This is a genomic window from Rickettsiella massiliensis 20B (assembly GCF_000257395.1).
GTDB classification, from domain to species: domain Bacteria; phylum Pseudomonadota; class Gammaproteobacteria; order Diplorickettsiales; family Diplorickettsiaceae; genus Diplorickettsia; species Diplorickettsia massiliensis.
Window position 1 is genome coordinate 459741 of the sequence record NZ_AJGC01000001.1, and the last position, 25767, is coordinate 485507.

26 protein-coding genes and 8 pseudogenes are annotated in these 25767 nt (G+C 39.2%); 13 read left to right on the top strand and 21 right to left on the bottom strand.

Features of this window, described 5'->3' with window-relative positions; genetic code table 11:
* The first annotated feature begins 15 nt into the window (after nt 1-15).
* Entirely contained in the window at nt 16-498 is a 483-nt protein-coding gene (gene xseA, locus S3O_RS19415) for an exodeoxyribonuclease VII large subunit (RefSeq protein ID WP_010597513.1), read from the top strand.
* Entirely contained in the window at nt 488-1195 is a 708-nt protein-coding gene (gene xseA / locus S3O_RS19420; RefSeq protein ID WP_010597514.1) for an exodeoxyribonuclease VII large subunit, read from the top strand. Before xseA (S3O_RS19415) ends, xseA (S3O_RS19420) begins: the two co-directional genes overlap by 11 nt.
* A 153-nt stretch (nt 1196-1348) precedes the next feature.
* On the opposite strand, the gene S3O_RS0102655 is transcribed toward xseA (S3O_RS19420), so the two are convergent.
* The 8 genes and pseudogenes from S3O_RS0102655 to S3O_RS13420 form a co-directional block, all read right to left on the bottom strand.
* A complete protein-coding gene (locus S3O_RS0102655) occupies nt 1349-1663 on the bottom strand; it encodes a hypothetical protein (RefSeq protein WP_010597515.1) in 315 nt (104 codons plus the stop codon).
* A gap of 38 nt (nt 1664-1701) precedes the next feature.
* Nucleotides 1702-1959, bottom strand: coding sequence for a hypothetical protein (locus S3O_RS0102660; protein WP_156792699.1), 258 nt, complete (start codon nt 1957-1959; stop codon nt 1702-1704).
* Between the two features lie 45 nt (nt 1960-2004).
* Complete coding sequence (locus S3O_RS0102665) at nt 2005-2589, bottom strand: OTU family ubiquitin thioesterase (RefSeq protein WP_010597517.1); 585 nt, start codon at nt 2587-2589, stop codon at nt 2005-2007.
* Between the two features lie 40 nt (nt 2590-2629).
* Nucleotides 2630-2902 (bottom strand): hypothetical protein, encoded by a 273-nt coding sequence (locus tag S3O_RS0102670; protein ID WP_010597518.1) that lies wholly within the window; start codon nt 2900-2902, stop codon nt 2630-2632.
* Between the two features lie 145 nt (nt 2903-3047).
* Nucleotides 3048-5353, bottom strand: a pseudogene (gene topA / locus S3O_RS13410) (type I DNA topoisomerase).
* A gap of 2 nt (nt 5354-5355) precedes the next feature.
* Nucleotides 5356-5703, bottom strand: a complete 348-nt coding sequence (locus tag S3O_RS20280) for a DprA-like winged helix domain-containing protein (protein ID WP_408005655.1) — start codon at nt 5701-5703, stop codon at nt 5356-5358.
* Nucleotides 5692-6463 (bottom strand): annotated as a pseudogene (dprA, locus tag S3O_RS16245) (DNA-processing protein DprA); the annotation flags it as partial. The gene S3O_RS20280 and the pseudogene dprA, both read right to left, overlap by 12 nt.
* 44 nt (nt 6464-6507) lie before the next feature.
* Nucleotides 6508-6986: pseudogene (locus S3O_RS13420) on the bottom strand (inorganic diphosphatase).
* Nucleotides 6987-7268: 282 nt separating this feature from the next.
* Here S3O_RS13420 and S3O_RS13425 point away from each other — a divergent pair.
* Nucleotides 7269-7614: pseudogene (locus S3O_RS13425) on the top strand (histidine triad nucleotide-binding protein).
* Nucleotides 7615-7873: 259 nt separating this feature from the next.
* On the opposite strand, the gene S3O_RS0102700 reads toward S3O_RS13425, so the two are convergent.
* Genes S3O_RS0102700 through S3O_RS0102720 form a run of 5 tightly spaced genes read right to left on the bottom strand, consistent with a single transcriptional unit; the run spans nt 7874 to nt 9572 of the window.
* Nucleotides 7874-8131, bottom strand: coding sequence for a hypothetical protein (locus S3O_RS0102700; RefSeq protein ID WP_010597524.1), 258 nt, complete (start codon nt 8129-8131; stop codon nt 7874-7876).
* Nucleotides 8121-8570 carry an ankyrin repeat domain-containing protein gene (locus tag S3O_RS0102705; protein WP_156792700.1) on the bottom strand — a complete coding sequence of 150 codons (450 nt, stop codon included), beginning with the start codon at nt 8568-8570 and terminating at the stop codon, nt 8121-8123. The genes S3O_RS0102700 and S3O_RS0102705 overlap by 11 nt, the downstream gene beginning before the upstream one ends.
* The gene (locus S3O_RS0102710) at nt 8540-9100 is read right to left on the bottom strand and encodes an ankyrin repeat domain-containing protein (RefSeq protein ID WP_010597526.1); all 561 of its coding nucleotides are present in this window, start codon (nt 9098-9100) and stop codon (nt 8540-8542) included. The genes S3O_RS0102705 and S3O_RS0102710 overlap by 31 nt, the downstream gene beginning before the upstream one ends.
* Nucleotides 9081-9278 (bottom strand): ankyrin repeat domain-containing protein, encoded by a 198-nt coding sequence (locus tag S3O_RS0102715; RefSeq protein ID WP_083827614.1) that lies wholly within the window; start codon nt 9276-9278, stop codon nt 9081-9083. Before S3O_RS0102715 ends, S3O_RS0102710 begins: the two co-directional genes overlap by 20 nt.
* 12 nt (nt 9279-9290) lie before the next feature.
* Complete coding sequence (locus S3O_RS0102720; RefSeq protein WP_010597528.1) at nt 9291-9572, bottom strand: hypothetical protein; 282 nt, start codon at nt 9570-9572, stop codon at nt 9291-9293.
* Nucleotides 9573-10152: 580 nt separating this feature from the next.
* Between S3O_RS0102720 and S3O_RS0102725 the strand changes: the two genes are divergently transcribed.
* The 5 genes and pseudogenes from S3O_RS0102725 (at nt 10153) to S3O_RS13430 (ending at nt 13770) form a co-directional block, all read left to right on the top strand.
* Complete coding sequence (locus S3O_RS0102725) at nt 10153-10737, top strand: transglycosylase SLT domain-containing protein (RefSeq protein WP_010597529.1); 585 nt, start codon at nt 10153-10155, stop codon at nt 10735-10737.
* A gap of 16 nt (nt 10738-10753) precedes the next feature.
* Nucleotides 10754-11155, top strand: coding sequence for a DNA polymerase III subunit chi (locus S3O_RS0102730; RefSeq protein WP_010597530.1), 402 nt, complete (start codon nt 10754-10756; stop codon nt 11153-11155).
* A pseudogene (locus S3O_RS18590) lies at nt 11152-11409 on the top strand (class I tRNA ligase family protein); the annotation flags it as partial. The gene S3O_RS0102730 and the pseudogene S3O_RS18590, both read left to right, overlap by 4 nt.
* Nucleotides 11370-11581: pseudogene (locus tag S3O_RS20285) on the top strand (class I tRNA ligase family protein); the annotation flags it as partial. The pseudogenes S3O_RS18590 and S3O_RS20285, both read left to right, overlap by 40 nt.
* Entirely contained in the window at nt 11575-13770 is a 2196-nt protein-coding gene (locus S3O_RS13430) for a valine--tRNA ligase (protein ID WP_235776157.1), read from the top strand. The pseudogene S3O_RS20285 and the gene S3O_RS13430, both read left to right, overlap by 7 nt.
* Here the strand turns inward: S3O_RS13430 and tilS (S3O_RS15145) are convergent.
* The 6 genes from tilS (S3O_RS15145) to S3O_RS0102760 all read right to left on the bottom strand — a co-directional run bounded on the left by tilS (S3O_RS15145) (nt 13767) and on the right by S3O_RS0102760 (nt 19738).
* On the bottom strand, nt 13767-14357 hold the full coding sequence (tilS, locus tag S3O_RS15145) for a tRNA lysidine(34) synthetase TilS (RefSeq protein WP_050816826.1): 591 nt from the start codon (nt 14355-14357) through the stop codon (nt 13767-13769). The genes S3O_RS13430 and tilS (S3O_RS15145) overlap by 4 nt on opposite strands.
* A complete protein-coding gene (tilS, locus tag S3O_RS15150; protein ID WP_156792701.1) occupies nt 14336-15097 on the bottom strand; it encodes a tRNA lysidine(34) synthetase TilS in 762 nt (253 codons plus the stop codon). The genes tilS (S3O_RS15145) and tilS (S3O_RS15150) overlap by 22 nt, the downstream gene beginning before the upstream one ends.
* A 650-nt stretch (nt 15098-15747) precedes the next feature.
* A complete protein-coding gene (locus S3O_RS0102745) occupies nt 15748-16461 on the bottom strand; it encodes a hypothetical protein (protein WP_010597533.1) in 714 nt (237 codons plus the stop codon).
* 706 nt (nt 16462-17167) lie between these two features.
* The gene (locus S3O_RS0102750; protein ID WP_029463613.1) at nt 17168-17527 is read right to left on the bottom strand and encodes a hypothetical protein; all 360 of its coding nucleotides are present in this window, start codon (nt 17525-17527) and stop codon (nt 17168-17170) included.
* 55 nt (nt 17528-17582) lie between these two features.
* Nucleotides 17583-17813: a hypothetical protein gene (locus tag S3O_RS0102755; protein WP_010597535.1), complete on the bottom strand. Its 231-nt coding sequence runs from the start codon at nt 17811-17813 to the stop codon at nt 17583-17585.
* A gap of 482 nt (nt 17814-18295) precedes the next feature.
* The gene (locus S3O_RS0102760; RefSeq protein WP_029463614.1) at nt 18296-19738 is read right to left on the bottom strand and encodes a hypothetical protein; all 1443 of its coding nucleotides are present in this window, start codon (nt 19736-19738) and stop codon (nt 18296-18298) included.
* 616 nt (nt 19739-20354) lie between these two features.
* Between S3O_RS0102760 and S3O_RS0102765 the strand changes: the two genes are divergently transcribed.
* From S3O_RS0102765 to S3O_RS19425, 3 genes are all read left to right on the top strand, one after another.
* Nucleotides 20355-20969, top strand: a complete 615-nt coding sequence (locus S3O_RS0102765) for a hypothetical protein (protein ID WP_010597536.1) — start codon at nt 20355-20357, stop codon at nt 20967-20969.
* A 164-nt stretch (nt 20970-21133) separates the two neighbouring features.
* Nucleotides 21134-21532: a hypothetical protein gene (locus tag S3O_RS0102770; protein ID WP_010597537.1), complete on the top strand. Its 399-nt coding sequence runs from the start codon at nt 21134-21136 to the stop codon at nt 21530-21532.
* Between the two features lie 246 nt (nt 21533-21778).
* A complete protein-coding gene (locus S3O_RS19425) occupies nt 21779-21904 on the top strand; it encodes a hypothetical protein (protein WP_268869407.1) in 126 nt (41 codons plus the stop codon).
* Between the two features lie 242 nt (nt 21905-22146).
* Here the strand turns inward: S3O_RS19425 and S3O_RS13440 are convergent.
* Nucleotides 22147-22906, bottom strand: a pseudogene (locus S3O_RS13440) (thymidylate synthase).
* 95 nt (nt 22907-23001) lie between these two features.
* Here S3O_RS13440 and S3O_RS13445 point away from each other — a divergent pair.
* Nucleotides 23002-24231: a UDP-glucose dehydrogenase family protein gene (locus S3O_RS13445; protein WP_010597541.1), complete on the top strand. Its 1230-nt coding sequence runs from the start codon at nt 23002-23004 to the stop codon at nt 24229-24231.
* Between the two features lie 84 nt (nt 24232-24315).
* Entirely contained in the window at nt 24316-25194 is an 879-nt protein-coding gene (galU, locus tag S3O_RS0102790; protein WP_010597542.1) for a UTP--glucose-1-phosphate uridylyltransferase GalU, read from the top strand.
* Between the two features lie 304 nt (nt 25195-25498).
* On the opposite strand, the pseudogene S3O_RS20030 reads toward galU, so the two are convergent.
* Nucleotides 25499-25603: pseudogene (locus S3O_RS20030) on the bottom strand (histidine kinase dimerization/phospho-acceptor domain-containing protein); the annotation flags it as partial.
* Nucleotides 25604-25767 lie beyond the last annotated feature (164 nt).

Genomic DNA, 25767 nt, shown 5'->3' on the forward strand with positions numbered 1-25767 from the left:
CGCTGAAAAACAACCGTGATTTATACGGTTTCTGCACTCAATCACATGGTCCAAGATTTACTAGATGATGTCTTTTTGCCACTCTGGATTGAAGGTGAAATATCAAATTTTGCTTGCCCGAGCTCAGGACATTGGTACTTTTCGTTAAAAGACAAACAAGCTCAAGTCCGCTGTGCCCTGTTTAATGGAAAACAGCGTTTTAAAGGTATCCTGCAACCTAAAGAAGGTTTACAAGTTTTAGTACGTGCTAAAGTCAGCTTGTATCCAATACGCGGTGAATTTCAACTGATTGTTGAGCATCTCGAATTAGCAGGTGAAGGTGCTTTACGCCAAGCATTTGAACAACTTAAACAACGTCTTGCTCAAGAAGGCTTATTTTCGGAGCAATCTAAAAAAGCATTACCCACTTTTCCAAAAACAGTGGGCGTGATTACTTCAGCAACGGGTGCGGTCCTCCGTGATATTAGCGTGATCATGAAAAAACGTTTTGCCGTTTGATTATTTATCCTTGCCGCGTTCAAGGAAACAGCGCTGCAGCGAAATTGCTGCGCAAATTAAACAAGCGAATGAACGCCGAGAATGCGAGGTATTAATTTTAGCGCGCGGAGGCGGCTCACTCGAAGACCTGTGGCCTTTTAATGAAGAAATCGTAGCACGAGCTATTTTTGCCAGTGAATTACCGTTAATTAGTGCGATAGGCCATGAAACGGATTTTACCATTGCCGATTTTGTTGCAGATTGTCGTGCAGCAACGCCTTCTATGGCGGCACAGTTGGCGACACCCAATGGCGAAGAATATGCTATGATGCTTAACAAACTCCCACAACGTTTACGCCAAGCAATCCGCAATCAAACTCAGCATTACCAGCAAACTTTGGCACATCTGAGTCGACGCCTCCGTCATCCTCAGCAACGTCTCCACGATCAAGCACAACGTTGTGATGAATTAACCCAACGCTTAACCCGAGCGATCAACACACAACTCAACACCCATCAACAAACGCTGACTGGACTTGCACGGATGATTCAGGCAATCAGCCCCTTAGCCAGCTTAGATCGTGGTTATGCCTTACTCAAACGCGTCACTACGGATGAATTAATTCGGCATAGCCAAGAAGTCGCTATCGGGGAGCAGGTATTTGTGCAATTAGCGCAAGGCCATCTCATCTGCCGTGTTGAAACGAAGCAACCGTAGCTCAATAACGATTGACTGAAACACTCGCCTCCTTCTGATTTAATGCAGTCGCTGTTCGCGTCTCCTCAAGAAAAATTTTACCCTTTTCTGATTCATCTGTTTTATAAAAAAGGCGGCCTAAGATCGTCTCCCCAAGATTCATCGACTGTTTTATTAAAAAGACGGCTCAATATCGTATCCCCAAGAAAAAACTTCGTCATTCCCAGATTCATCGACGGTATTAAAAAAACAACCGGAGGTAGCGTGCCTAACTTTTCCAGCGCTGCTATAAACAGCTTGTTTTGGAACTTGGTTGGTTTTTTGGAAAAGTGAATCCGTCATAACTATCGTCGTCTCTACCCCTTTCATTAAGTATGGTATACCAAGAAAAGTTAAAAATAACGGAATCATCAGCTCAATATAAATAAACGCTGAATTCTGTGCTACATCCGGATTACAACTAAAAAAAGTAAGTAATAATCCAAACATAATCAGTGGATAGATTCGTTTTTTTCTTATCGCCTGATTTAAAGTGTCTCCAGAGAAATAAACCACTCCAAAGTCGAATCACAAGCCGGTTTTTTGATTAAAAATTCCTGATATTGCCTATCGTATTGGTTACGGGGCTGTTTTTGCAAACTCAAAAAAGAGACTGGCGCTAATTCTTCTGCATGCATGGAAAAAATTCGCATCGCTGGAGAACAAGGAATCAAAATACTACCTAACACTGGCCACATCATCATAGCGGAATAATATCCATCTAACTCAGAAAACGAGTCCATCATACTCTGTAAAAAAATGGCTGCTTTACTTTTTTGAGATTCATACGCTTATTGTGACTTTATTTTCTCTTCTATCCACTCAAGCCTAAGAAAAAAATCTCTTAACGAACACGTAGGCAAATGTCTTTTATTTTTTATTACTTGCCAATACTGCCAAAAAAGCAAGTTAAACACGCGTAGCCGCTCAACTGTTTTATGCTTTGTTTTCCAAAACTCCCAAGAGAGATAAACTAACAACGCTCTTAGTTGACCTACCCATAAAGAAGGAAGCGATTTTTGATGTTGGGAAATCCACTCACTCAGTATTGAGGAGTCGACACTCCCGAAAGCATAATCTTTTTGCGGATGGACTTCTAAATAAATAGCACACCTCTTCGCTTCAGAGAATGGCTGTTGAGTGGTTAACGAGAATGGACTGTCTGAATAATGAATACGTGCTTGTGTTGCACTGGAGGTGATCACTATTTCACGATTGAGTTCCATCGCTAAGGCTTTGATATCTCCTTCATTAGGAAAACGTCCCGAAATTGAAATACTTTTTAAAAAGCGCGCGTAACGATCTGAAAAAAAATTAGAAAAAAACACTGGATTTTCCTGAAAGTAATCTTCTGCCTTTTTACGGAGAAAACTCATCCCCTGTTGAAAAATTTGATTACGGACAATAAAAGTTAACTCACTCGATCAATTTTTTTATTTGTTGCTCTTCTAAAGCACTCATGTGCGCAAAACATTTTTTACAAACTTCTGTAAAAGCACGATCTCTAAAGACTTGATCTTGATTAAATAAATCAAAGGGTACCGAAGAATATAGTTCAGGTTGAGTCAATAGCGCTAACATCACGGCCCAGAAAAAACTATTATGCTTATCGAGTACTTCAACACAACAATATTTTTTTACCGGAGAAAAAAGAGCAGATTCATTTATTTTTATACTATTTTGCGGCATAGGGAATCCTTTTCATTGTTTAAAACGATCTTATTTCAAGAAGAATGATTTTTTTAAAAAAATTATTCATTTTTTCTAAAAAATCTGCAAAAAGATAACTTACTTTTTTATTATTTTCAATCGACAATAGCCTCTGTGTATGTAATCATTCTTCCTGAATTGGCGCAGGTTCCGCATAAGCGCATTCTTTACGAGGACAAACCCGTTCTGTCCCACGACGTTTTGTTGTTTTGATTGTCATTAAAGGTCCAAGCACAACGTGGGCAAGGTTCCGCAATCGGTTCGTTCCAAACGGCATAATTACAGGTGGGATACGTCGCACAAGAATAGAAAATTTTTCCAAAACGTGATTTACGCTTCAACAAATGTCCTTTATGACACTCTGGACATTCTATTCCTGTATCTGCAGGTTTTTCTAATGGTTCAATGTGTTTACATTTGGGATAATGACTACAACCAATAAATTTGCCATAACGCCCCAATTTAATATGCAACGCATGACCACAGTCGGGACAAAGACGTCCTTGTACCACTTCGGGTTCACTTGCCGTCGTGACTTCACCTTCCATGTTGCGAGTATAATCGCAATCAGGATATCCGGAACATCCCACAAAACGGCCTCGTTTCCCTAAACGAATAGACAGTGTTTTGCCACACTTCGGACAACTTTCATCAAGCGCCTCTTGCGTAACATCTTTACGCTGAACCGTTTCTTCTGTGGTATCAATTAAGGCCTTAAAGGGTCGCCAAAAATCATCTAGTAAGGGTGTCCATTCTTGTTCGCCACGTGAAACTTGATCCAATTGATCTTCCAATCGTGCGGTAAAGTCGTAATCGACATATTGTGCAAAGTGGCTAGTTAAAAATTTATTGACAATGCGACCGACATCGGTCGGTTTAAATCGTTTTTGATCGAGTATCACATATTCACGTTGCTGCAAAGTCGAAATAATGGGGACATAGGTCGAAGGCCGGCCAATATCCCTTTCTTCCAACGCTTTCACTAAATTAGCTTCACTATACCGTGGTGGTGGCTCTGTGAAATGCTGCTCGGCTTTAATTTCATGCAGCTTAACGTTATCCCCTACTTTAAGCGGTGGTAAATATCCGACGCCTTCTTCTTCATTTTTTTCATTTTTCGCTTTACTATCATCCTGACTTTCCAAATACACACTCATAAAGCCAGGATGAACAATCGTCGAACCATTGGCTCGAAAACAATGATCCGCGGCCTGATGTGCTTTTAAATCGACCGCAACCGTATCAATCGTCGCGTGAATCATTTGTGAAGCCACTGCACGCTTCCAAATCAATTCGTAAAGTTTTAATTGTTCAGGTGTCAGATACGTTTTGAGTTGTTCGGGAACGTAATCCGCATGCGTTGGACGAATCGCTTCGTGGGCTTCTTGTGCGTTCCGACTCTTCGTTTTAAATTGGCGCGGTGTTTCCGGGATTTCCGTTTCTCCATAACGCTGAACGATCAACGCTCGAATTGCTTCAATTGCCTCGGCGGCTAAATTCACCGAGTCAGTACGCATATAGCTGATCAAACCCACCGGACCTTCCCCAACATCAATCCCTTCATACAGTTGTTGTGCCAAACGCATCGTCCGCTGCGCAGTGAATCCTAATTTACGACCCGCTTCTTGTTGCAATGTTGAAGTGGTAAAAGGCGCTGCGGGATTACGTTTGCGTTGTTTTCTTTCAACATGACTCACAATAAGCTGGCCTTGTGTTGCCTGTAACAACGCTTGCTTAATTTGTTCAGCCTGCTCTTGATGGGTGATACTAAACTGGGTTAATTTTTCACGATCATACTCAATCAGACGCGCCGTAAACGGTTGCTGTTTAATTTCATTCTCTGCGGTAATCGTCCAATATTCCTGGGGTTTAAATACTTCAATTTCTTGTTCACGCTCGACAATCAAACGTAACGCGGGGCTTTGTACTCGTCCGGCCGATAAACCGCGACTTCCAAAGTAATGGCGAGAGGGTAAAACCGACGAGATAATCCAAAGCACGGCGTGCTTGCTGTGCATTGACCAAATCCATCGAGACTTCACGAGGATACGCGATGGCCGCTTGCACGGCTTGTTTAGTAATTTCATGAAACACGACACGGTAAACCGATTTTCCTTTAAGCGCTTTTTTTGCTTTTAAAATTTCATAAATGTGCCACGCAATCGCTTCTCCTTCTCGATCCGGGTCGGTGGCCAGATAAAGTTGATCCGCGGCTTTGAGTGCATTAACGATGTTATCGACATGCTTTTTATTTTTTTCGATCACCGCATATTTCATTTGAAAATCATGCTCTGGATCGACCGCACCTTCTTTCGGAAGCAAATCACGAACGTGCCCATAAGAAGCCAGCACCTCAAAGTCTTTGCCTAAGTATTTTTTAATCGTTTTTGCTTTCGCTGGAGATTCAACGATTAATAAATTTTTTGCCATCGTTATTTCCTCACATAGCCGCCCGGGACTACGTTAATATGACCTTGTAACTCAAGTAAGGCCAGTCGAGCCAATATTCGATCCGTCGGCCAGCCCAGTTGCTGAATCAACGAATCAACCGTTGTCGTTTCAAATCCAAGGCACTCTACAAGCTTTTTATCCTCCGAATCAAGTTTATATTCTTGTATCTCTTCGTGCACCGATTGCCCCGTACTTCCGATCACCGAGGAATAGGGTTGATAAAAAGAGAGTTCCAATAAAATATCTTTGCACGCTTCCACTAAAATAGCACCTTGTTTGATTAATGCATGACAGCCCTGACTTAATAAATTACGAATTGAACCGGGCATTGCAAACACATCGCGCCCTTGCTCGAGTGCATACTGGGCAGTAATTAACGAACCACTCTGTCGTGCGGCTTCGATGACCACAACACCACGTGCCAATCCACTAATAATACGATTCCGTTGTGGAAAATGCGCTGCTCGAGGCGGCGTATCTGGAAAAAACTCAGAAAGCAACGCGCCACCATGCTGAACAATTTTTTGTGCCAGCGACGTATGACACTTTGGATAAATTCGATTCAAACCCGAACCCAGTACAGATCGTTTGACCCACTCCATTGAGACAGCCTTGGTGACTCGCGCCATCGATGCCCTGTGCTAAGCCGCTGGTCACGACCCATTGCTGTTGCGCAAGCTCACCACTCCATTGATAAGCGACCTCTAAACCGGAATGTGTCGGTTTACGTGCCCCCACCATCGCCAATTGTCGTTGTTGCAGTAATAGTGGATCACCACAGACAAATAACACTAACGGTGGCGCATAAATTTGGCGTAGTAATTGTGGGTAACGCCAATCATGCCAATGCAAAATATGCCGTTGCGTTGCCGCCGCTTGCCACACTAAACAACGCTCAACCACCGACCAATCCGGTGTTTTTAATCTTCGAATGCAAGATTGACTGGCTCCTGCAGCGCACAATGCGGTTTCTGAAGCCATCAATAACGCTTCGGGGGTTAAAAACACGTTAAGTAACTTAAGTAAAGTCATCGATCCACAACCAGGCAACGTACTCAACGCCAACCAGTGGCGTACGGTTTCATCCATGCTTTTATTCCTTTTTTATTCTTATTTTGCTTGTTTTTTAGGGACTACGCTTGATTACGGTACCGTTGAAGACTGGACTGCAATTCTGCTTTTGCGGCTTCAACACCTTGCCAGGCTTTGACTTTCACCCACTTTCCTTTTTCCAAATCTTTATAGTGCTCAAAGAAATGGCGAATGGTTTGAGTGAGTGTTTCCGGTAAGTCTTGCCAAGTGGCCACCTGATGATAAAGTGGCGACAATTTATCCACTGGGACCGCTAAAATTTTTGAATCAATGCCCGATTCATCTTCCATCTGCAACATACCACATCCACTGGATCGCCATCCTCAGAGAGCGTTTGCGGTACATAACCGTAGTTACACGGATAATACATCGCCGTTCCTAAAAAGCGATCGACACGTAATGCACCGGTTTCTTTATCGACTTCGTATTTGATTGGATCACTATGACTGGGAATTTCAATCACGACATTGACTTCATCGGGTAATTTTTCGCCAGGACCGATCTTAATTAATGCACTCATTATTACTTTTTCCTACTGATTTAATTCATAAAAGACTCATGATAAACAAACTCGCTCCTTTAGGCTACCTTCCCCGAATATTTAACAAAAAGACCTGTTTATCGTGAATCTATTGAATTATAAACCACTTAAGCCTAGGATAGTCAGGGCACCTATATAAATCATTTTTTTCAGTTTCACATGGTTTGGCAGTCAATTTAAAATTCACCCTATTTGTGCTCGTGAGACCGGCGCACTTTCAATAAAATACATATTTTATTGCATACATTAAGGAATAAAATCATGACTTGTATTTTCTGTGACATTATTAAAAATAAACCGACAGAGACGGTGATTCGCTATGAAACCGATGAGTTAATCGCCATTGCGGATCGTTACCCGCAAGCGCCGGTTCATCAACTGATTATTCCTAAAAAACATATCACCACGCTCAATGACTTAACCGAAGCCGATATCCCCTTAATCGGTACACTGCTTAAAACAGCTACTTTTTTAGCTGAAGAAGCAGGCATTGCTCAAACTGGCTATCGAACTCTTTTTTAACTGTAATCAAGATGGCGGGCAAGCCGTTTTTCATATTCATCTTCATTTGCTCGGTGGACGCTCACTACTCTGGCCACCGGGTTAAGTGATTTATTGATCTCTTATACACATTGCACTGTGCGGCAAAAAATTGCACTCCTTATGTTTTCAAAATCAGTTCGAATAATACGACTCACGTGATTCGTTTAACGTCCAGCACGGGCTCGACCCCACTGGAGATGGATGTCCGTGCCTTCTTCATGACTGGATCACAGGCATAATATGCCTTTTTGCGTTCTTCGCCCATCGATCAATATACGTCTTTCTTAGATGCTGCGACTCGGTATTGCTTTCGGACTACCTCCTTATTTCCTCGAAGAATTTTGGTTTTGTCGTTGTTCTGTATCAAACTTATCCAGCGAGTCTTTTAGCATTTTTTCAGACACTCTTAATTTTTCTTCTAACAAGCGTTTCTCAGGAGAAAATTCAGCAAAAAACTGATGTTTTACTTTGGAAAAACTTCTAACTAGCAAATCAGCAAAAACCATCGTCTGATTTACAAAATCATGATGTATTGTCAAATTAGGCGCTCGATGCTGATTTTTAGCTTGATTATCTATCATAGGGATAGAACGGTCGGCTATTAAACTTTTTGAAAAAAAAACTAGAGTTAAGGGGGGATGGTAAGTGAGATCTTCCTAGAAAAGCTTCGGAACCAATACTACGATGAAAACGCTGACTCGACCTGGTGAAATCAGCAGCTACTATTTCTCTATCTTTTTCCTGTAACTGTCTAACGACTGCCAAATCGCTGTTTTCAGCTGCCGAATGGAGTGGTGTTCTACCATACATATCAACAATCGATGGATGATCTATATCTTCTGTTATGCTAGCACCTGTATCATAACCATTCCCGGCAAGCAACGGATCAATTATCGAGCTTTTAAGAGAGTCGCCTGTTCTCAATAAACTTTCCGAACGAATATTACGGCGATGGCGATTACTAATTGATTGAAGATATCTAACTATTCCTAGGCGGCCATTATCAATGGCTCTTTGCAACGGTGTTCTACCAAAATGATCTTGGGTATCAATTTTTGCACCTTTTCCAGTAACTTTTTAACGACGGTCAAATGACCATTTTCAGCGGCCAAATGTAGTGATGTTTGATCGTCTTTATCTCTATTATTAACATCTAATACCCTTCTGCTAATAAGACAATCAAGCATTTCTAAATAACCAGGTTCTGCTGCTAAATATAAAAGGATTTTGTAGTCACGGCATTGCGTAGTAAAGTCAATTTTATTGATATCTATTAAATACTTGAGTATATCTAGTCGTTTATTACAAACCAAAAAATGAAGCGTGTCTTGTGTAATGTTAGCGTTTTTTTCAGTGAAAAATTTAACTATATCGAGATAATCCATACGCGCTGCGATGTCTATGGGATATAAATTCGTGTCATCCTTAAGATTGATACTCGCTTCTTCTTGCACAAGAGAAATCACTATCTTTAAGCTGCCTGTTTTAACAGCAAGAAGCAGAGGTGTTAACTTATCTACATTTTCAACATTAATAACGAGCGTTGACATTTATTTCTTGCTTTTCTAAAAGCCGCTCAGTAATTGCTTTATTCCCTGTGATAGCAGCTAAATGAAGAGCGGTTAAATTTCCTTGCGCAGCTAAATTAATATCTATTTCAGGATTATTAAGTAGTTCTATCACAGTCGGAACATGTTCACTGAATAACGCCAAATGTAATGGAGTCAGTCCTTCGGTAGATTATATATTTATATTAACTGTCGAGTTAGAAGAAACCGCTAAATGCAGTGGTGTAAAACCACCTACCGTTTCCTCCAATGACCCTAACTTTAAATGATCACACATTGCTTTTTTATCTTGATTCGCATCCCTTTTTTGACGAATAGGTATTGCAATACTATTATTTCCTAACCTATCACTAAAAAATTTTAGTGCAGTCGTTTTACTCACCCCTCGATTCTGAACTTCATGTTTTTGCTGTTTCGCTGAATATACGCTGTTTTCAGATGGATTTATTTTCACAAAAATATCCTTATATTTTATAAAAAAATAAATAGTTATGTTCTTAACTTTTCAGAAGGGCTGTTCATATCATTTAAAATGATTCTAAACAAACATGAATCTCCTATTTTTGATTTCTAAATACACGTGATTTATCTTATTTGTTATCAATAAGAATATTGTTTGTTTAAATTAAAACAAAAAAATAGCGCGCCATAAATATCAATATAATTGATATTTATGGCGCTAATTAACAAGATATAGATACATACTAATTAAAAATAGATAAAATTATTTTTATCTTATATTATAAATACTAAGCTTATTTTTATGAAAATAGCTGCGCAAACAAAAGCGCATCATCCTTTCTAAAAGAGTATCCTCTCCTGTCGACTCAAATGAGTCAGCCTGCTCATAAAAAGAGAGGTATTGTATTTCCTATGTTTTCGCATCCTACACCTTGCGCTAGGTGTTTCGTTGACCCAACATCGCTGATGTAATACTTTTTAATGTTACGCTCAAACATGATGCGCTCACTAAAAGACTTGCCAAGGCGAGAAAGCCCTGGGTATAGTCTCTGTGAACTACGATTTATTGAGGAATGGTTACGCTGATTCTGGCTTGCAGCCTTTATCCAAATAATGCACTGCCTTACGCGATGATCCAAACGGGTAGCGCCGGAAATCCTTTGACGGTCCGGACCCTACACGCTCAAAAATCCTTTAAACAGGTCAGTGAAGCCATTACTTATACGCAGCACGCTCTCGATCGTGGCGAACCGGTTTGGGTGGGGGTCATGCAATTATCGAGCCGTTGGTTTACCCAGCAACAACCCAAAGTGGGCTTAGCTGAGTTATTTGAACCTTGCAAAAATGTGGTGATCGCCACCTCAGTACTCAACCAACTTACCCTACGCTGCCAAACCGAAATCAAAAAAACACCCCAATTAAATCTAACTGAATGTCTCTTATCCCAATATGAAACGGGTCATTCCGCCGTGGGGACCGCTTACGCCGCACGGGTTGTAGCTTATACAGAAAGTCATTCTTTTACACAATTGGTTAAAAAAGCGCGTGATCCAGGCATGGTTGCCGCGGTTGCCTACATCAAGCCTGAGGCGATTGCTCCAGAAACACGCGTCGCAACGGCGGCTCAGAAAAATATACGGAAATCGGCTGTGAGTTAATAAATAGGTTAAAGGTATGCGCCCTACCATTGATTTTTATGTCTTAAACACCATACAACGCGATACAATGTATCGTTTTTTATGTCGACTCGTTGACAAAGCCTGGCAACAACCGCATTCCGTGCACATTCATGTGTCCTCGAATGAAGAAGCTCAGCGCTTAGATGATCTCTTGTGGACATTCCGCGATATTAGTTTTATTCCTCATCAATGGATGCAAACCACCGACAGACTCGAGCATTGGGTTCCGGGCAGTTTAATCTTCATCCAGAGATCCCCTGATTTTTTTACGCTTTGTTCACGGGTCATTGAAATCGTTTCCGACGAACCTACGGAAAAAGCACAAGGCCGTGAAAAATATAAATACTATAAAACACAAGATTATCCTATTACCACTCATACCATAGCGACACCATGATTCATAAAAACTATAACTCACACGATATCGAAGCCACTTGGCGACAACGCTGGGAACAAAATGGCGACTTCAAACCCCGTCAACAAGGCGAACCCTACTGTATCGTTTTGCCACCCCCCAATGTAACAGGCAGTTTACATATGGGGCATGGTTTTCAAGTCACCTTGATGGATGCCTTGATTCGCTATCAACGCATGTGCGGTAAAAATGTATTATGGCAAGGCGGGACCGATCACGCCGGAATTGCGACACAAATGGTTGTAGAACGACAATTAAAGCGACTTCAGGACAGACGATTACACAACAATTACGCCGTTTGGGCGCCTCGATCGACTGGTCACGAGAACGCTTTACCTGTGATACGGAATTATCGATTTATATGAAAAAGGATTGATTTATCGCGGTCAACGCCTCGTTAATTGGGATCCACAATTATTAACAGCCGTTTCAGATCTGGAAGTGATCAATCAAGAAGAACAAGGTCATTTTATCCACTTATCGGTCATTCTGAAACATTTTTACAGGTGGCAACGACTCGCCCAGAAACACTTTTTGGTGATGTGGCCATCGCGGTCCATCCGGAAGACACGCGTTACCAACACTTAATCGATACACAGGTTCAAATTCCGTTGACCGATCGTTGTATCCCAATTATTGCGGATGAAAGTGTTGATCCGAACTTTGGGAGTGGTTGCGTCAAAATCACTCCTGCACATGATTTTAATGATTATACGGTTGCACAACGCCATCAATTACCTTGTTTAACGATTTTTACGCCCGCTGCACACCTCAATGAGCAGGTACCCAGCACTTATCAAGGATTAGAACGCTTCACGGCCCGAAAAAAAGTCCTTGAGGACTTAGAACGCCTCCATCTTATTGAAAAAACCGAAGCACATACCTTAAATATTCCACGTGGTGATCGTTCTGGTGTCGTGATTGAGCCCTACTTAACGGATCAATGGTTTATGTCGATGAAACCGTTAGCGGCACCGGCATTACAGGCGATCGCTGAAGGAAAATTAGATTTTATTCCTGAGACCTGGCGTAAAGTGTGTGTCCAGTGGTTAGAAAATATTGAAGACTGGTGTGTCAGTCGGCAACTCTGGTGGGGACATCGTATTCCAGCTTGGCACGATCACCAAGGTCACGTTTATGTCGGGGAAACGGAAGCGGCGGTACGAACACGCTATGCACTGCAACCGTCTATCGTCTTAACCCAAGATGAAGATGTCCTCGATACTTGGTTTTCTTCGGCGTTATGGCCGTTTGCCAGTTTAGGTTGGCCAGAATCTACCTATGAATTCACCACCTTCTACCCGACGAATGTATTGGTTACGGGTTTTGATATTATCTTTTTCTGGGTCGCACGAATGTTGATGCTCGGTTTGCATTACACCGGTCAAGTTCCGTTTTCACAAGTGTATGTCACCGGATTAATTCGTGATCACGAAGGCCAGAAAATGTCAAAATCTAAAGGCAATGTGCTCGATCCTCTAGATGTAATTCAAGGTATTTCGCTTGACGCGTTGACGGAAAAACGTTGCCAAGGATTAATGCAACCACAGATGGCGAAAAAAATTGCGCAGGCGACTCGTAAACAATTCCCGAAAGGCATTCAGGCGCTCGGCACTGATGCGTTACGTTTTACCTATTGCGCACTGGCTTCACCTACCCGGGATATTCGCTTTGATTTAAGTCGTACAGAAGGTTACCGTAATTTCTGCAATAAGCTGTGGAATGCGGCCCGCTTTGTTCTTATGCAAGTTACAGAACAACCGATCCCCCTTCCTGAAGTCACTTCCCTCACCTTAACGATCAATCGTGCATTTCGCTCACGTTTGGCCGCCACCATCAACGCCATGCATCAACACTTTGCACAATATCGTTTTGATTGGCTGGCGCAAACGATTTATGAATTCATTTGGAATGAATACTGCGATTGGTATTTAGAACTCGCCAAACCGATGTTAAATGAAACCACACCGGCCAGCGAACGTGCCGAAACACGTTACCACTTAGTCTTGGTGTTAGAATGTTGTTTACGTCTGTTACATCCACCGATGCCGTTTATTACCGAAGAAATTTGGCAATCGATCGCACCGCTTCTTGGCAAACAAGGCCAGTCTATCTTATCGCAAGCTTATCCCACCGTTAGCACGTGCGATCACGATACCGAAGCGGAAACGGCGCTCGCTTGGATTAAAGCCGTGGTCGGAAACGTACGAACCCTGCGTAGTGAAATGAATTTAGCGCCAGGTCGACCAATTCCACTCCGACTCGCCAAAGGAACGGCTTTGGATCGCCAGCGATTCACACAATTTACCGAAATACTCAAACCGGTTGCGCGGCTCAGTACGTTTGATTATGTCGACCAAACTGACGCAGAACCTTGTACCATCAGTTTAGTCGGTGAACTAGAACTACGTGTCCCGATGGCCGGCTTAATCGACACAACCTTAGAAATTCCCCGTCTTCAAAAAGAAATTGCGCAGCTTGACCATGAAATCGCGCGCGCCACCCAACAACTGGCCAACACCGACTTTGTGCAAAAAGCACCGCCCGCTGTCGTCGCACAACTGGAACAGCGGCTGGCCGAACGATCTAGCAGTTAAGTGGGCGGTACTGAAATACTCTGTATCCAATAACCCAATTCGTCTGCTTGGGCAGCGAATTGGGTGTCGATGCCGTAATTCGGTACCGCAACCAATGTTTCTTTATGAAAAATCAGCGGAACCCGATCACGCTCCCAGGGTGGGACACCCCACTCTTGAAATAATTTTTTTAAAGGATGTGAACCCACCCGCCCCTGCGGATGAAAACGCTCACCACCACGGCGCAAACGAACCGTAATCGCCGAAGTATCGATCCGTTGACACACCAAACCTTGCCCCATTCTGCGTTCAACGTTCAATTGACCGTGTGGCAACGTCAGCACGCGTTGTAAATTCCACTGAATAGGCGAAGAAAACACAATCGGCTCAAAAGAGCGCGCAAAACAATAGAGCCTATCACGATAACGACGGACATGTGCCGATCCCCAACTCACGTACGGCCTTGCGTCAGATTTGCTGTGTAATAATGCTAAGATCTGTTGTAACTGCGGTTGACTCGGCAATAACAGGGCTTGCTGCGTAAACCAGTAGCGTAAACAATTGCGTTGACGTGCTGGACTTAACTTCAGGAGTGCCGAAATACGCAATTGATGTATCCACTCGCTGTTTGATAATCCTCTTGGCCACGTTCATCAAGCAACTGTTGGGCTTCAGCACTATGTGCAGCAACGCGAGCTAAGGTTTTATGAAGCGCAGGCCAACGTTGTTTTAATAAGGGCATGACTTGATGACGAATAAAGTTGCGATTAAAACGCAAATCAAAATTGCTATGATCCTCAATCCAAGACAAAGAATGCTGTTGCGCATAAACAAGCAAATCCGCACGCGTTAAATTTAAAAAAGGACGCAATAACAACCCTTCTGCAAAAGGCATCACTTCCGACATCGCGGCTAAGCCTTTTAATCCTGAGCCACGCAGCAATTGTAATAACACCGTCTCAGCTTGATCATCTTGATGGTGCGCCATAATCAAGCCATCACCTAGAGGCAAGCGCGTCGCGAAGGCGTGATAACGTGATTGACGAGCAGCCGCTTCCGGACTTTCGCCGGGTTGAGGTTGGGCATTGACCGCAATGACTTCGCAGGCAATAGCTTGTTTGACACAATAGTCCTGACAGGCTTTTGCCCAAACTTTTGCTTCTTCATGCCACCCATGGTCAATATGCAACGCACGTAACCGTGTCCGCGGCACGACCTGAGATAAAGCATGTAAAAGCACTTGCGAATCGAGCCCACCACTAAAAGCCACCCAGAAAGAAGTGGTTTGTGGAAACGCGGCGAGGAAAGTCCGAAGTTTTTGTTGATTCACCATTTTTGCACAATACAAAAATTAGTAGGACTTTGTAAAGTGCTGAGTTCAAACACGGTTTTTCAAAAATCAACGGTGTCAAGCCCCGTCACGGCGACTAGGTCCATCCTTGAACTTTGTTTTAACCTTCACTTTTTTCTTTAAACGACTCTTCTTCTACAATGTGCCCACTTATGAAAAGATACTTTAGGCAAATCACTCTCACAAAAATTGAGTGTCTCTACACTCTGTTATATTTCTTGATTGTCAGAAACCGTCTACGAGTACTCATATTCCAAGAATCAACTTTCAATTTCGTCTAAGATTTAAGTTAAGGCAACAACTCTTTCTGATGGTTAACTCAAGCCAGAATTATTATAAAATTTATTTTTGAGAATTCAGATCAATTCCTTTGATCAAAAAAATATGTAATTATTCGACAAGCTATTTTTTGATAAAGTAAGCAAAAAATAGCTTTTTGGAAATAAGCATTTAAGAATTCTTCATGAAAAAAACTACGCATTCTCTTCCTAGACAATGCGTAGCTCATTTTAGGCCAAACAAAAAGAAGAATCAGAAACAATCATTTCGATCATCAAACATTAAAATTACTTCTTTCTCTTCACTTTTCTTTTATTCATTACAGACATCGTTCATCCTGCGATGTAACTGAATTAAAGTTAATCATTTCATTGTGTCAATGTTTGCACTTTACTTTGTGTAGGTGTATCACTTTTATGATGCCCTGATTCTACAGGAAACATTCCACTCAGTAAGTTATAAGATTTTTTACCACTCAACTGTTTAGATACAAATTTAGAATCATATACCTCTTGGACAATACGCTGCACATATCCTGGAATCGTTGCATCCCGTTCCTTTTTTATTATTTCGTTATTCTGATTTTTGTTTGGTACCTCTCGAAATAGTTCCAATACAAATTCACTCTTTCTATCTATATTTACTGCCTTTTTCATCGTTCGATCAAATTTGGAAGTTAGAATAGAAGACTCATTTTGTTGTCCATTAACCGAAGAATGGGTAGTGGAATTTTCTACAAAGTCATTACTCTTATTTAATAATGCATGACTCTGAATTTTTTTTGAGTCACCTAAGCTATCTACAGATTTTAATCTATCGTCATCCTTATTAAATACTTTTTTAGCCATACCACATACATAGCCATCTGTTCCCAAGCTACGTGCAGGGACTTTCAATCCAAGTCTATCTTCATTTAATTCTTTATCCCGCTCTTGATGTTGTTTCTCTCCCTGTTTATAGCATATATAACCTTGCGCTTCATTCTGACAACAAGTATCTAGAACTTCTTCTTCATTAATTTTTAATAGCCTGGCAGGCGCGATGATTTCTATTCCGATCTTTACTTCTTCTGCCGATTTCATCTCTTCTTCCTGCTCTATAGTAGCTGAAGAATCTAGATAAAAAGACTTAATTGATTGTTCGCTCTGAACAGAATTCGTAGTAGGATTTTCTACACGGTTATTTTCCTTTTCAGAGGTAACCTTGATTTCAGTGATAGATTTTTCTTGTTTGCGACTCTTAGTGTTTTTATTTATTAATTTTTTAAATTTTTAAATTTTTTAGTATAGATGAGATTACACGGTTAGGCATAAAATAATAACCTTATATTTATAAAATAAATGAAATCTTTTTTACAACAAAATAGATTGAAACAAATTTTAATTCTATTTTATTAAGATAATATTAAATCTTTTATATGTTTTATAAATTAAAGATTTACTCAATATCTCTCTTAATAAATAAAAGATAAAATAAAGAAAATTTATATGAAGTTTATATTTTTACTGATTAACTCCACTCATTATTGGAATAGCAATTCTCTTAATCAAGAAACATCATTCCTCATTTAATCATTTATTTTTTTGATTAAGCAAACGAAAAAATAGAATTATAGAAATAGGTTTGTTAAGTTTTTTTATAAGAAATGCCACGTACTCTCTTCCTAGACAATGCGTGATCTATTATTCAAAATAATAAAAAAGTAAATGAAAAACAAAGTCTCTATATCAAAAGATTAGCATTATTTCTGCTTGCTTGTTCTTCTGTTACTCATTATAGAAACCTATCTTATTTACAGGAAAAACTAGATTGTTTAACAGATGAACAGGTATTACTTTCGGCATCATTAGTTAATTGCGCTGGTTCTGCACGAAATATTCCATTTCTATCATTAGATCGTTGTTTTGATATCGACAAATAACGCCTACCAAATTTACTTAAACGTGATTTTACCTCTCCAAATAGATTTACTTTATCAGAAAAACTTTTTACTGATTTCTCTACAATTTTAAGCTCATTCTGATCGTTTTTTGAAGCGTTATCCTTCATTCTTTCTCTAGTTTCCTGTTTAATTACTGAATCAGAATTTTTAGGAGATAAATTAATTTGATATTTTTTCTGATTGATTATGAATATTTTTTTGCGCATTCGCATTTAACAAAAATTTAGCGGTCGTGTTCGCGGGCTTAAAAAAACTTTGATTTTAGATATTTTCTCTTTCGATGTTGCTAAATTTATCAATATTATATTTTACAATAACAGCACTGGATTTGTTATTTTTAACCTTAACTTTAGAATCATTTTCAATATTGCTAAATGTCTTAGCACGATTTTTTACATTAACACCACTCAATTTTTTATCATTAAAATTAGTTTTAGGTTTACAATTTTCTCCCTTCGCTAACCTCTCAAATAGATTGGCTTTTTTAACCACGTCTTTTAATTGATGTACCTTATAACCTGTTGAATCTTTACAAATGAAAAAACACCTTATCTTTATAAAATAAATTAAATAAAATCTTGTTGTTCAACAAGATAAATCGAGGATAAGATTAATAATATTTTTTTAATAAAAAATTTAACGATAAGATTAACTAATCAGTTGGGAGGAATAAAAATAAATAATTATTTGATATTCGCCATTAAAAATAATGGATAAATTTATCAGATAAAAAAATCACCCTCCAAAATTTATTTTTCTATTGATTAACAACGACACACCACCTTCGCATAGGATATACAATATGGAGTCAAAAAATAAAAAGGCGCTGTTTTGATTTGATCTCGAGACAGCGCCTTAAAAACAACATACTATTTAAGTTAAATTATCTGTATTTATGTAGATAAAAAACTTATCGGTTTGGCTTACCAGAAAATGGTAGTCTGATGTATTGTTTACATTACAAAAATGTTTCCTTACCTTTTCATTTTACAAGAAACACCCTCTAAATTCTCTTGACCTTTTGAATCTTTAGGTTTTTTCGATCTTAGCGAAACTCCCCATTTTTTAAAAATACCTTTTTGACACTGTATGCCCTCTAAAGAATTGCCAGATGTGTTAACTTTTTCCTGAGATAGATGAGATGAGGTTTCATTCATTTTCTTAGGTTTAGGTAAAAGTTTGGGGACAGGGTTCTCACCTTTAACCTCGCTCACTACTGAGACTGAACTTCTTATCCTAGCAGGTAATGTGTTCCGACCACTCCCACCCCTACTGAAAAATATTTCTTCAGGAGTTGCAATTGCCTGGTTATTATTTGCGAATATTCTGTTTGATCGGCTTGGATTAGAAAGTATAGGCGATGATATTTCCTGCTGAGGAGATATATCATTTTTTCGAATTGAATCTTGTTTTTTATTCTTCATTTCTTGACAATGAATAATAATTTCTTCAGCACGTGAAAAATTAACTTCCTGCAAGTGTTTGATAAAACATTTCGTGATTTCTAATAATGTAAGATCCCAAAGATTTTTATTCTGTTTTTCTTTTATTTCACTTAATAGTGCTTGAACGTTTGTTTGGATATCTTCTGAAATTTTTATCAGTTTTTCATTTTTATTTTCTGTGTTTCTCTGCTTATTGATTAAATCTCCTAATGAACTAATTATACTTTCAAAATAAACAATAATAAATTTATCTTTTTCTTTAAGTTGTTCGCTAAATATACCGGAGTTAATGTCATGTTTTAATTGTAGCTCCATAGAAAGTTGTTTTGAGAAAATAGTATATAATTCTTTTAATATTTCTTCTTCCCGACTCTCTAAATCAATCTTTTTTATATCTGCTAAACTATCTACCAAATCAGTCAAAATACTTTCTAATTTTTTATAATTTTCTTCCTCTATGCAAGGTTCTATTTTTCCTTTAAGAAAAATCTTAAAATTAACTATTTTATCGATATAATTTTCCATCTTCTTTCGAAAAGGAATCGGTTTTCCATTATTTTTCATTTTTTTAAGTAAAGCTAATGGATCTGGTAGTAATTTGCCTAATAGTGATGGCGGTGGTGGCGGCGGTGGTGGCGGTGGCGGCAGTGTTTGCTCTTCTAGCGTTTGTTTTTTCGGTGATGAAAGCGATTGTATTGATTGTTGAGGTGTATTTAATGCTTCTAATTCTTTCTTAAGAATTTCATTTTTTTCCAATAACTGCTTCCTAAAATCATCAAAGAGTAATCTATTCGCCTTTATATAAGGAGAATCTTCATTTTTAAAGGAAGAAATTTGAGTCTCTAATGAATTGATCAGCTCTTGATTTTTTTCTATGCATAATTTTATCTCTTCTTGTTTCGAGATAGAAAGTGGAAAACTTGAAAGGGATCCACAGCCAGAATCAGAATCAGATTGTTCTTCTATAGCCATATAATTAAACCTTATTATTATTATTATAAATTAAAAGAATATTTAATTAACATTAAAAGCTAATGATATCCTTAAGAGGATATCATATTAATAAATATTATATTAATAAATATAAGATTAATAGTCTATACTTTTATCTTAATGATATACTCTTGTTCTGAGTTAAATATTCAGTATAATTTTTTTAAGATATTCGTTTAAGAATAAAATATCTTGTCTCACTCTGTAATTATAAATACAAAAAATCGAATTAAAATCTGAGATCAAACCCTTTGCTACGGTTCTATATGTATTGACAATGATTTAGGATCTTTTGAACCTAGTATTACATTTTTGTTAAAAATATCCTTATTGATAAAGGAAGATTTTTATCTTCTCTTTTTTGCTAAAGAGTTTCTTTTTATTTTTTGTCCAGCAATTCCGTGTTGGGATGATTTTTTTTGTATCGCTTCCTGTATCGTTTAGACCTTTAAATGACTTTAGTTTTTGTTTGGGTTATGAACCGCACCTTTAATCACTAAATAAATTGTTAAATAAATTTAAAATAAGAATTAATTATATCTTAATAATCAACAGATAGAATATCTAAAAATAATAATAAAGGTTTTAAATCACCATGCCCAAATCTACATTGATTCAATCCGCTTTACGTAAAAGTATTAATCAATCCTTAAATAAGATTAAAAGTCAAAAATCCTTCTTTAAGGATGCCAAAAAAATTCTTGGTATCTTTAATTTAGAAAAATTCAATGCCCAATATTTTTCGATAATAAATTCCAATGAACTCGGTTCGAATCAAGAAAAGAAACTAGTCGATATATTCAAAGAGAATACTCAAGACAACTTCCAATTAGAAGAAATCGCTAAATGGCTCATAAAAAAAATGGGTGGAGTCTTTCAATTTCAAAACCATTACACGATTGATGATGAATCAATTTTTGTTAAAATGTTAACTAGAGATTTCATGACTGTTTTGAAAAAAAGCCATGAAACCTCACAACAATATGAAAACTTATATAAGCGGTTAGAAAACCAAAATAAGCCGATCACACACCAGGATTATTATCATTTAATTTTAATAGGCCTCTCCCTCTATATTTTTGAAAATAAAGCCCTTTTTATCAAGCAAGAACAAGATCGATTCGATAATGCACGGGTCGTCACAAACGCTACCTCATCTGATCACGTAGCGTTACCTATAAAACTGATGTTACAAAGTTATCAACTATAAATGAAGAACCAGAGACCGAAAAATCCAATTCTTTAGAATTTTCTGATTCAGAATGGGAGGAGATAGAATTAGGTTATGCGAATCATCTAAAGTCCTCTCTCTGTGAAAATGAAGAATCAGAGACCAAACAAGCCATAGATTCTGCTGACTTAGAATGGGATCATATGGAATTGCTTTATGCGAATAATATAAATTCCCACCCTAATTCAGAATTTGATCAGAAAGCAACTCTTACTTGGATCAAGCAACCTGACTTTAAAACAAATAATTGCGTATTGATTTTACCAAAATCCTCTAACTCCGAAAATGAAGAACTAGAGACTAAACAATCCGTAGAATCTTCAGAATTCGTCGAAGATTCTATGGATTTAGAATGGCATCCTATAAAATTAGATCTTGCGACACCTCTAGAGGCCCCTACTTCTCAAAACAAAATAAGCGGTGATTTAAATCAAAAAAATAAATATACTTTTTTTCCACCTGCTCATGTTCATAAAGACGAAGGCGGTCATGGCGAGTCATTACAGAAGGTTATGCAAGCTACAATCAAAACGATGGCCTAGATAGATGTCATCGATGGAATAACGATAGAAATAGTTACTAGGCAAAATTGATACAGAATGAGCATTCCATGGATGGGAGCCACCTCTGCGCTCATCACATGTAAAAGGCTTCCAATTTATACACCGATATGAATGGAAATCTGATCAATTTTGAAATCACTGGAGCTGAACTTCATAACAGTCCCGCTGCGGCAGAGCGAATTGAAAGAATTGCAGAAGCGGATTGTTGGCTGGCGGGGAAAGAATATGACTTCGGAGAAATTTGTGAGTACGCGAGAAAAAATCCTCAAACCCATCATTTCTCGATATTTCAATCGTCATCGCTCTCATCCAGCATTCGATAAATATCGACAAGACCGGATGTTACGTTGAAAATTGATTGGTAAAGATTTTAAAAACCAGCTCGAAGTTAACTTTTATCGTGGCATTTTTATTGGGCTTAAATTAAAATTAGGGCACACGCTATGATTAAATTTCTTGTCTTCTAGACAAAAAACTTTATATATTCTGTTGAGAAGTATAACCGTACCAAAGTCACCCCGCTGACTCCTCTCTCGTGATGACACGGTTTGCATAACAAAGCGCTCAATCACATATTACCTAGACCTAAAAATTTACACAGCGACGACGGCTTTAATCGGCGAATGCGATTGATAATTGCGTAAACCTACATCTTCAAACTGATAATCAAATAAAGAATCTGGTTTGCGATGCAAAATAAGTTGTGGCAAAGGATACGGTTGTCGTGTTAATTGCAAGCGCACCTGTTCAAGATGATTACTATAAATATGACAATCACCATTGCTGCGCAATCATATGAGTTAATAACGCATAAGAAGCAATGTTAAACGGGACCCCTAAAAATGCATCCGCACTGCGTTGATAAAGTTGACAAGAAAGTTGGTTGTTACGAACATAAAATTGAAACAAAAGATGGCAAGGGGGTAATGCCATTTTCGGCAAATCTCCCACGTTCCAGGCACTGACAATTAAACGTCGTGAATCTGGGTTACGTTTAATTTGCGCCACCACTTCACTCATCTGATCAATCACCTGTCCTTCGGCGGCAGTCCAAGCGCGCCACTGCTTGCCATAAATCGGGCCTAAATGACCATCACGATCGGCCCACTCATTCCAAATCGTCACGCCCTGCTGATTGAGCGACTGAATCGATGTCTCGCCCCGCAGAAACCAAAGTAATTCGTGAACAATACTTTTTAGATGCAATTTTTTGGTCGTCACCACAGGAAACCCTTGATTTAAATCAAAACGCATTTGATGACCAAAGTAACTGATTGTCCCCGTTTGGGTACGATCGGCTTTGGCTTGGCCATGAGTGAGAATCGTTTCTAAAAAATGAAGATAAGTTTGCATAATCAAGCTAGGAAAACAGGGACAATCAATTGAAGGCTAGCATTTTATAGGTTACCATTCCACCCTTTATTTCGTCTTGTATAAAAGTATTCATCATGCGCATTACTCTTTTTGGTGCCGGTTATGTTGGGCTCGTCACCGCCGCTTGCTTAGCCGAACATGGCAATCAAGTACTCTGTGTGGATGTCGACTCGGAAAAAATTAAGCGCCTTAACCAAGGTGAATCGCCTATTTATGAGCCCGGACTTCCGAATTTATTAAAAAAACATCTTTCCTCCGAACGCTTACAATTTAGTGATGAAGCCGAAGCAGGGGTCGCTCATGGTTTTTATCAATTCATCGCCGTGGGGACACCTCAAGACAAAGATGGTTCAGCGGATTTACGTTATGTTTTAGCGGTGGGTGAATTAATTGGTCGCTTAATGACCGAATCTCGCTTAATCATTACCAAATCCACAGTCCCCGTTGGCACGGCGGACCAGCTCAAAACGGTCATTGCCAAAGCCCTTGCGCAACGCGGCTTGAACTTACCGTTTGAGATAGCCGCCAATCCGGAGTTTTTACGCGAAGGCAGTGCAATTAATGATTTTATGCATTCTGATCGGATCATTATTGGTACCGAAACGACCGAGGCTGAAAATCATTTACGGCAATTATATCGTCCGTTTAGCCGAAATGATAATCGCTTAGTATCGATGTGCATTCGTTCCGCCGAATTGACGAAATATGCTGCCAATGCCCTGTTAGCGACCAAGATCAGTTTTATGAATGAAATGAGTCGCTTAGCAGAACGCTTAGGTGCCGATATCGAAGAAGTCCGTCTCGGCGTAGGCTCGGATCCCCGGATTGGCTATCAGTTTATTAATCCAGGCTGTGGTTATGGGGGTTCGTGTTTTCCCAAAGATATTTTAGCCCTGGTCGCGACAGCGAAAAGTGTCGATTATCAGCCGACTTTTATCCAAGCGATTCATCAAGTGAATGAACAGCAAAAACAAGTGCTTTTTACAAAAATCACGGCACATTTTCAAGGCCAACTTTCTGGAAAAACCATGGCGCTCTGGGGTTTAGCATTTAAACCCAATACCGATGATATGCGTGAAGCACCGAGCCAGACACTGATTCAGTCTGCCCTAAAAGCCGGAATGCGTATTCAAGCCTACGATCCAGCTGCGATGCAAGAAGCGCAACGTATTTATCAGAATGTAGACGGGTTTTCCTGTGTAGACAGTCCGGAAGCCGCACTCAATGGTGCCGATATGCTGGTCGTCGTCACAGAATGGAGTTTATTTTTTAATCCTGATTTTGATCTAATTAAAAATTTTTGATGGACGGAACTTGTATGACCCACATTATTTAAAACAACTCGGTTTTATTTATTACGCCATCGGACGTGGAGAAAAAAACGTTTCATGAAAAACATTACTAAGGCTATTTTCCCCGTCGCCGGATTAGGGACTCGTTTTTTACCGGCGACCAAAGCCAGTCCAAAAGAAATGCTACCGATCGTTGATAAACCGTTAATTCAATATGCGGTTGAAGAAGCGATTGCCGCGGGCATCCAAGAATTAATTTTTATCACCAGCAGTAATAAACGTGCCATCGAAGATCATTTTGATTCTAATTATGAATTAGAATCAAAGCTGGCCGCCGCAGAAAAAAAAGAATTATTAGCGATTGTCAAAAATATTTTACCGAAAGGAATCACCTGTTTATATTTACGTCAACCCGATACGTTAGGACTTGGTCATGCAATTTTATGTGCGCAACCGCTGATTAACCAGGAAGCCTTCGCTGTCTTACTCGCGGATGATCTCATTGATGCGCATCGACCTTGTTTAAAACAAATGATTGAGATCTACGAACAAACCAACTATTCGGTGATTGCCGTGCAATCGATTGCCCCGCAACAAAGCCATCAGTATGGGATCATTGGTTACCAAACCCAAGAAGGACGACTCAGCCAAGTAAATCGAATCGTTGAAAAGCCGGCAATGGCCGACGCACCTTCCCAATTAGCCGTCGTCGGCCGCTATGTGTTAACTCCGGCGATATTCCCTTACTTAGAAAAAACGTTACCTGGGAAAGGCGGTGAAATTCAGTTAACCGACGCCATTGCCCTTTTACTGAAAACTGAACCAGTTTATGCGTGGGAGTTTATGGGTCATCGCTATGATTGTGGCGATAAATTTGGCTATCTACAAGCGATGTTGGCTTATGGATTAAAACATCCCGAGATTGGGGCGTCTTTAAAAGACTACTTAAAACAGTGGGCAGAAACATCACTTTAAATAAACCGGTTGTTACCTGAAACTTTAGTTTACTTTTTAAAGATAAGGATAATTTAGTTTACAACTACTCGCCAAATTAACGATTACTCGCTACTTTTCTACTAAAAATATCGATTTTTGTTGTATTCTTTCACTTAGTTTGATTTTCAGAAAGAAAACTTTTCCCCTCACTTATCTGAAAAAACTTTATTAAGTATGCTTATTTCACACAAGATGCTTTGTTCATGACAAATGATTCAGAATTCATGGTGTTTATCGCTGCTTGTTGGGTCTGCGCAACCACTTGCAATAACTATTGATAATGCGCACAACCCACTATCCCCGTTAACGGGGTTCGAATATCATGGCGCATATTTTCCAGAAACGCGGTCTTAGCTCGACTGGCAACCTCTGCTTTTTCTTTGGCGTCCCTTATTATTACTTGTATTTAATTTATCCATGTAGCGAATACAATTCCTTATCCTAAGCTAATTTTTATTTTTAATAAAAACCAGAGTGAACAGTCCCTCAAAGCTATCAACTCATCTTTTATAAAGAAACTTTTGTTGTACGCAATAATTAACATTTTTAGTT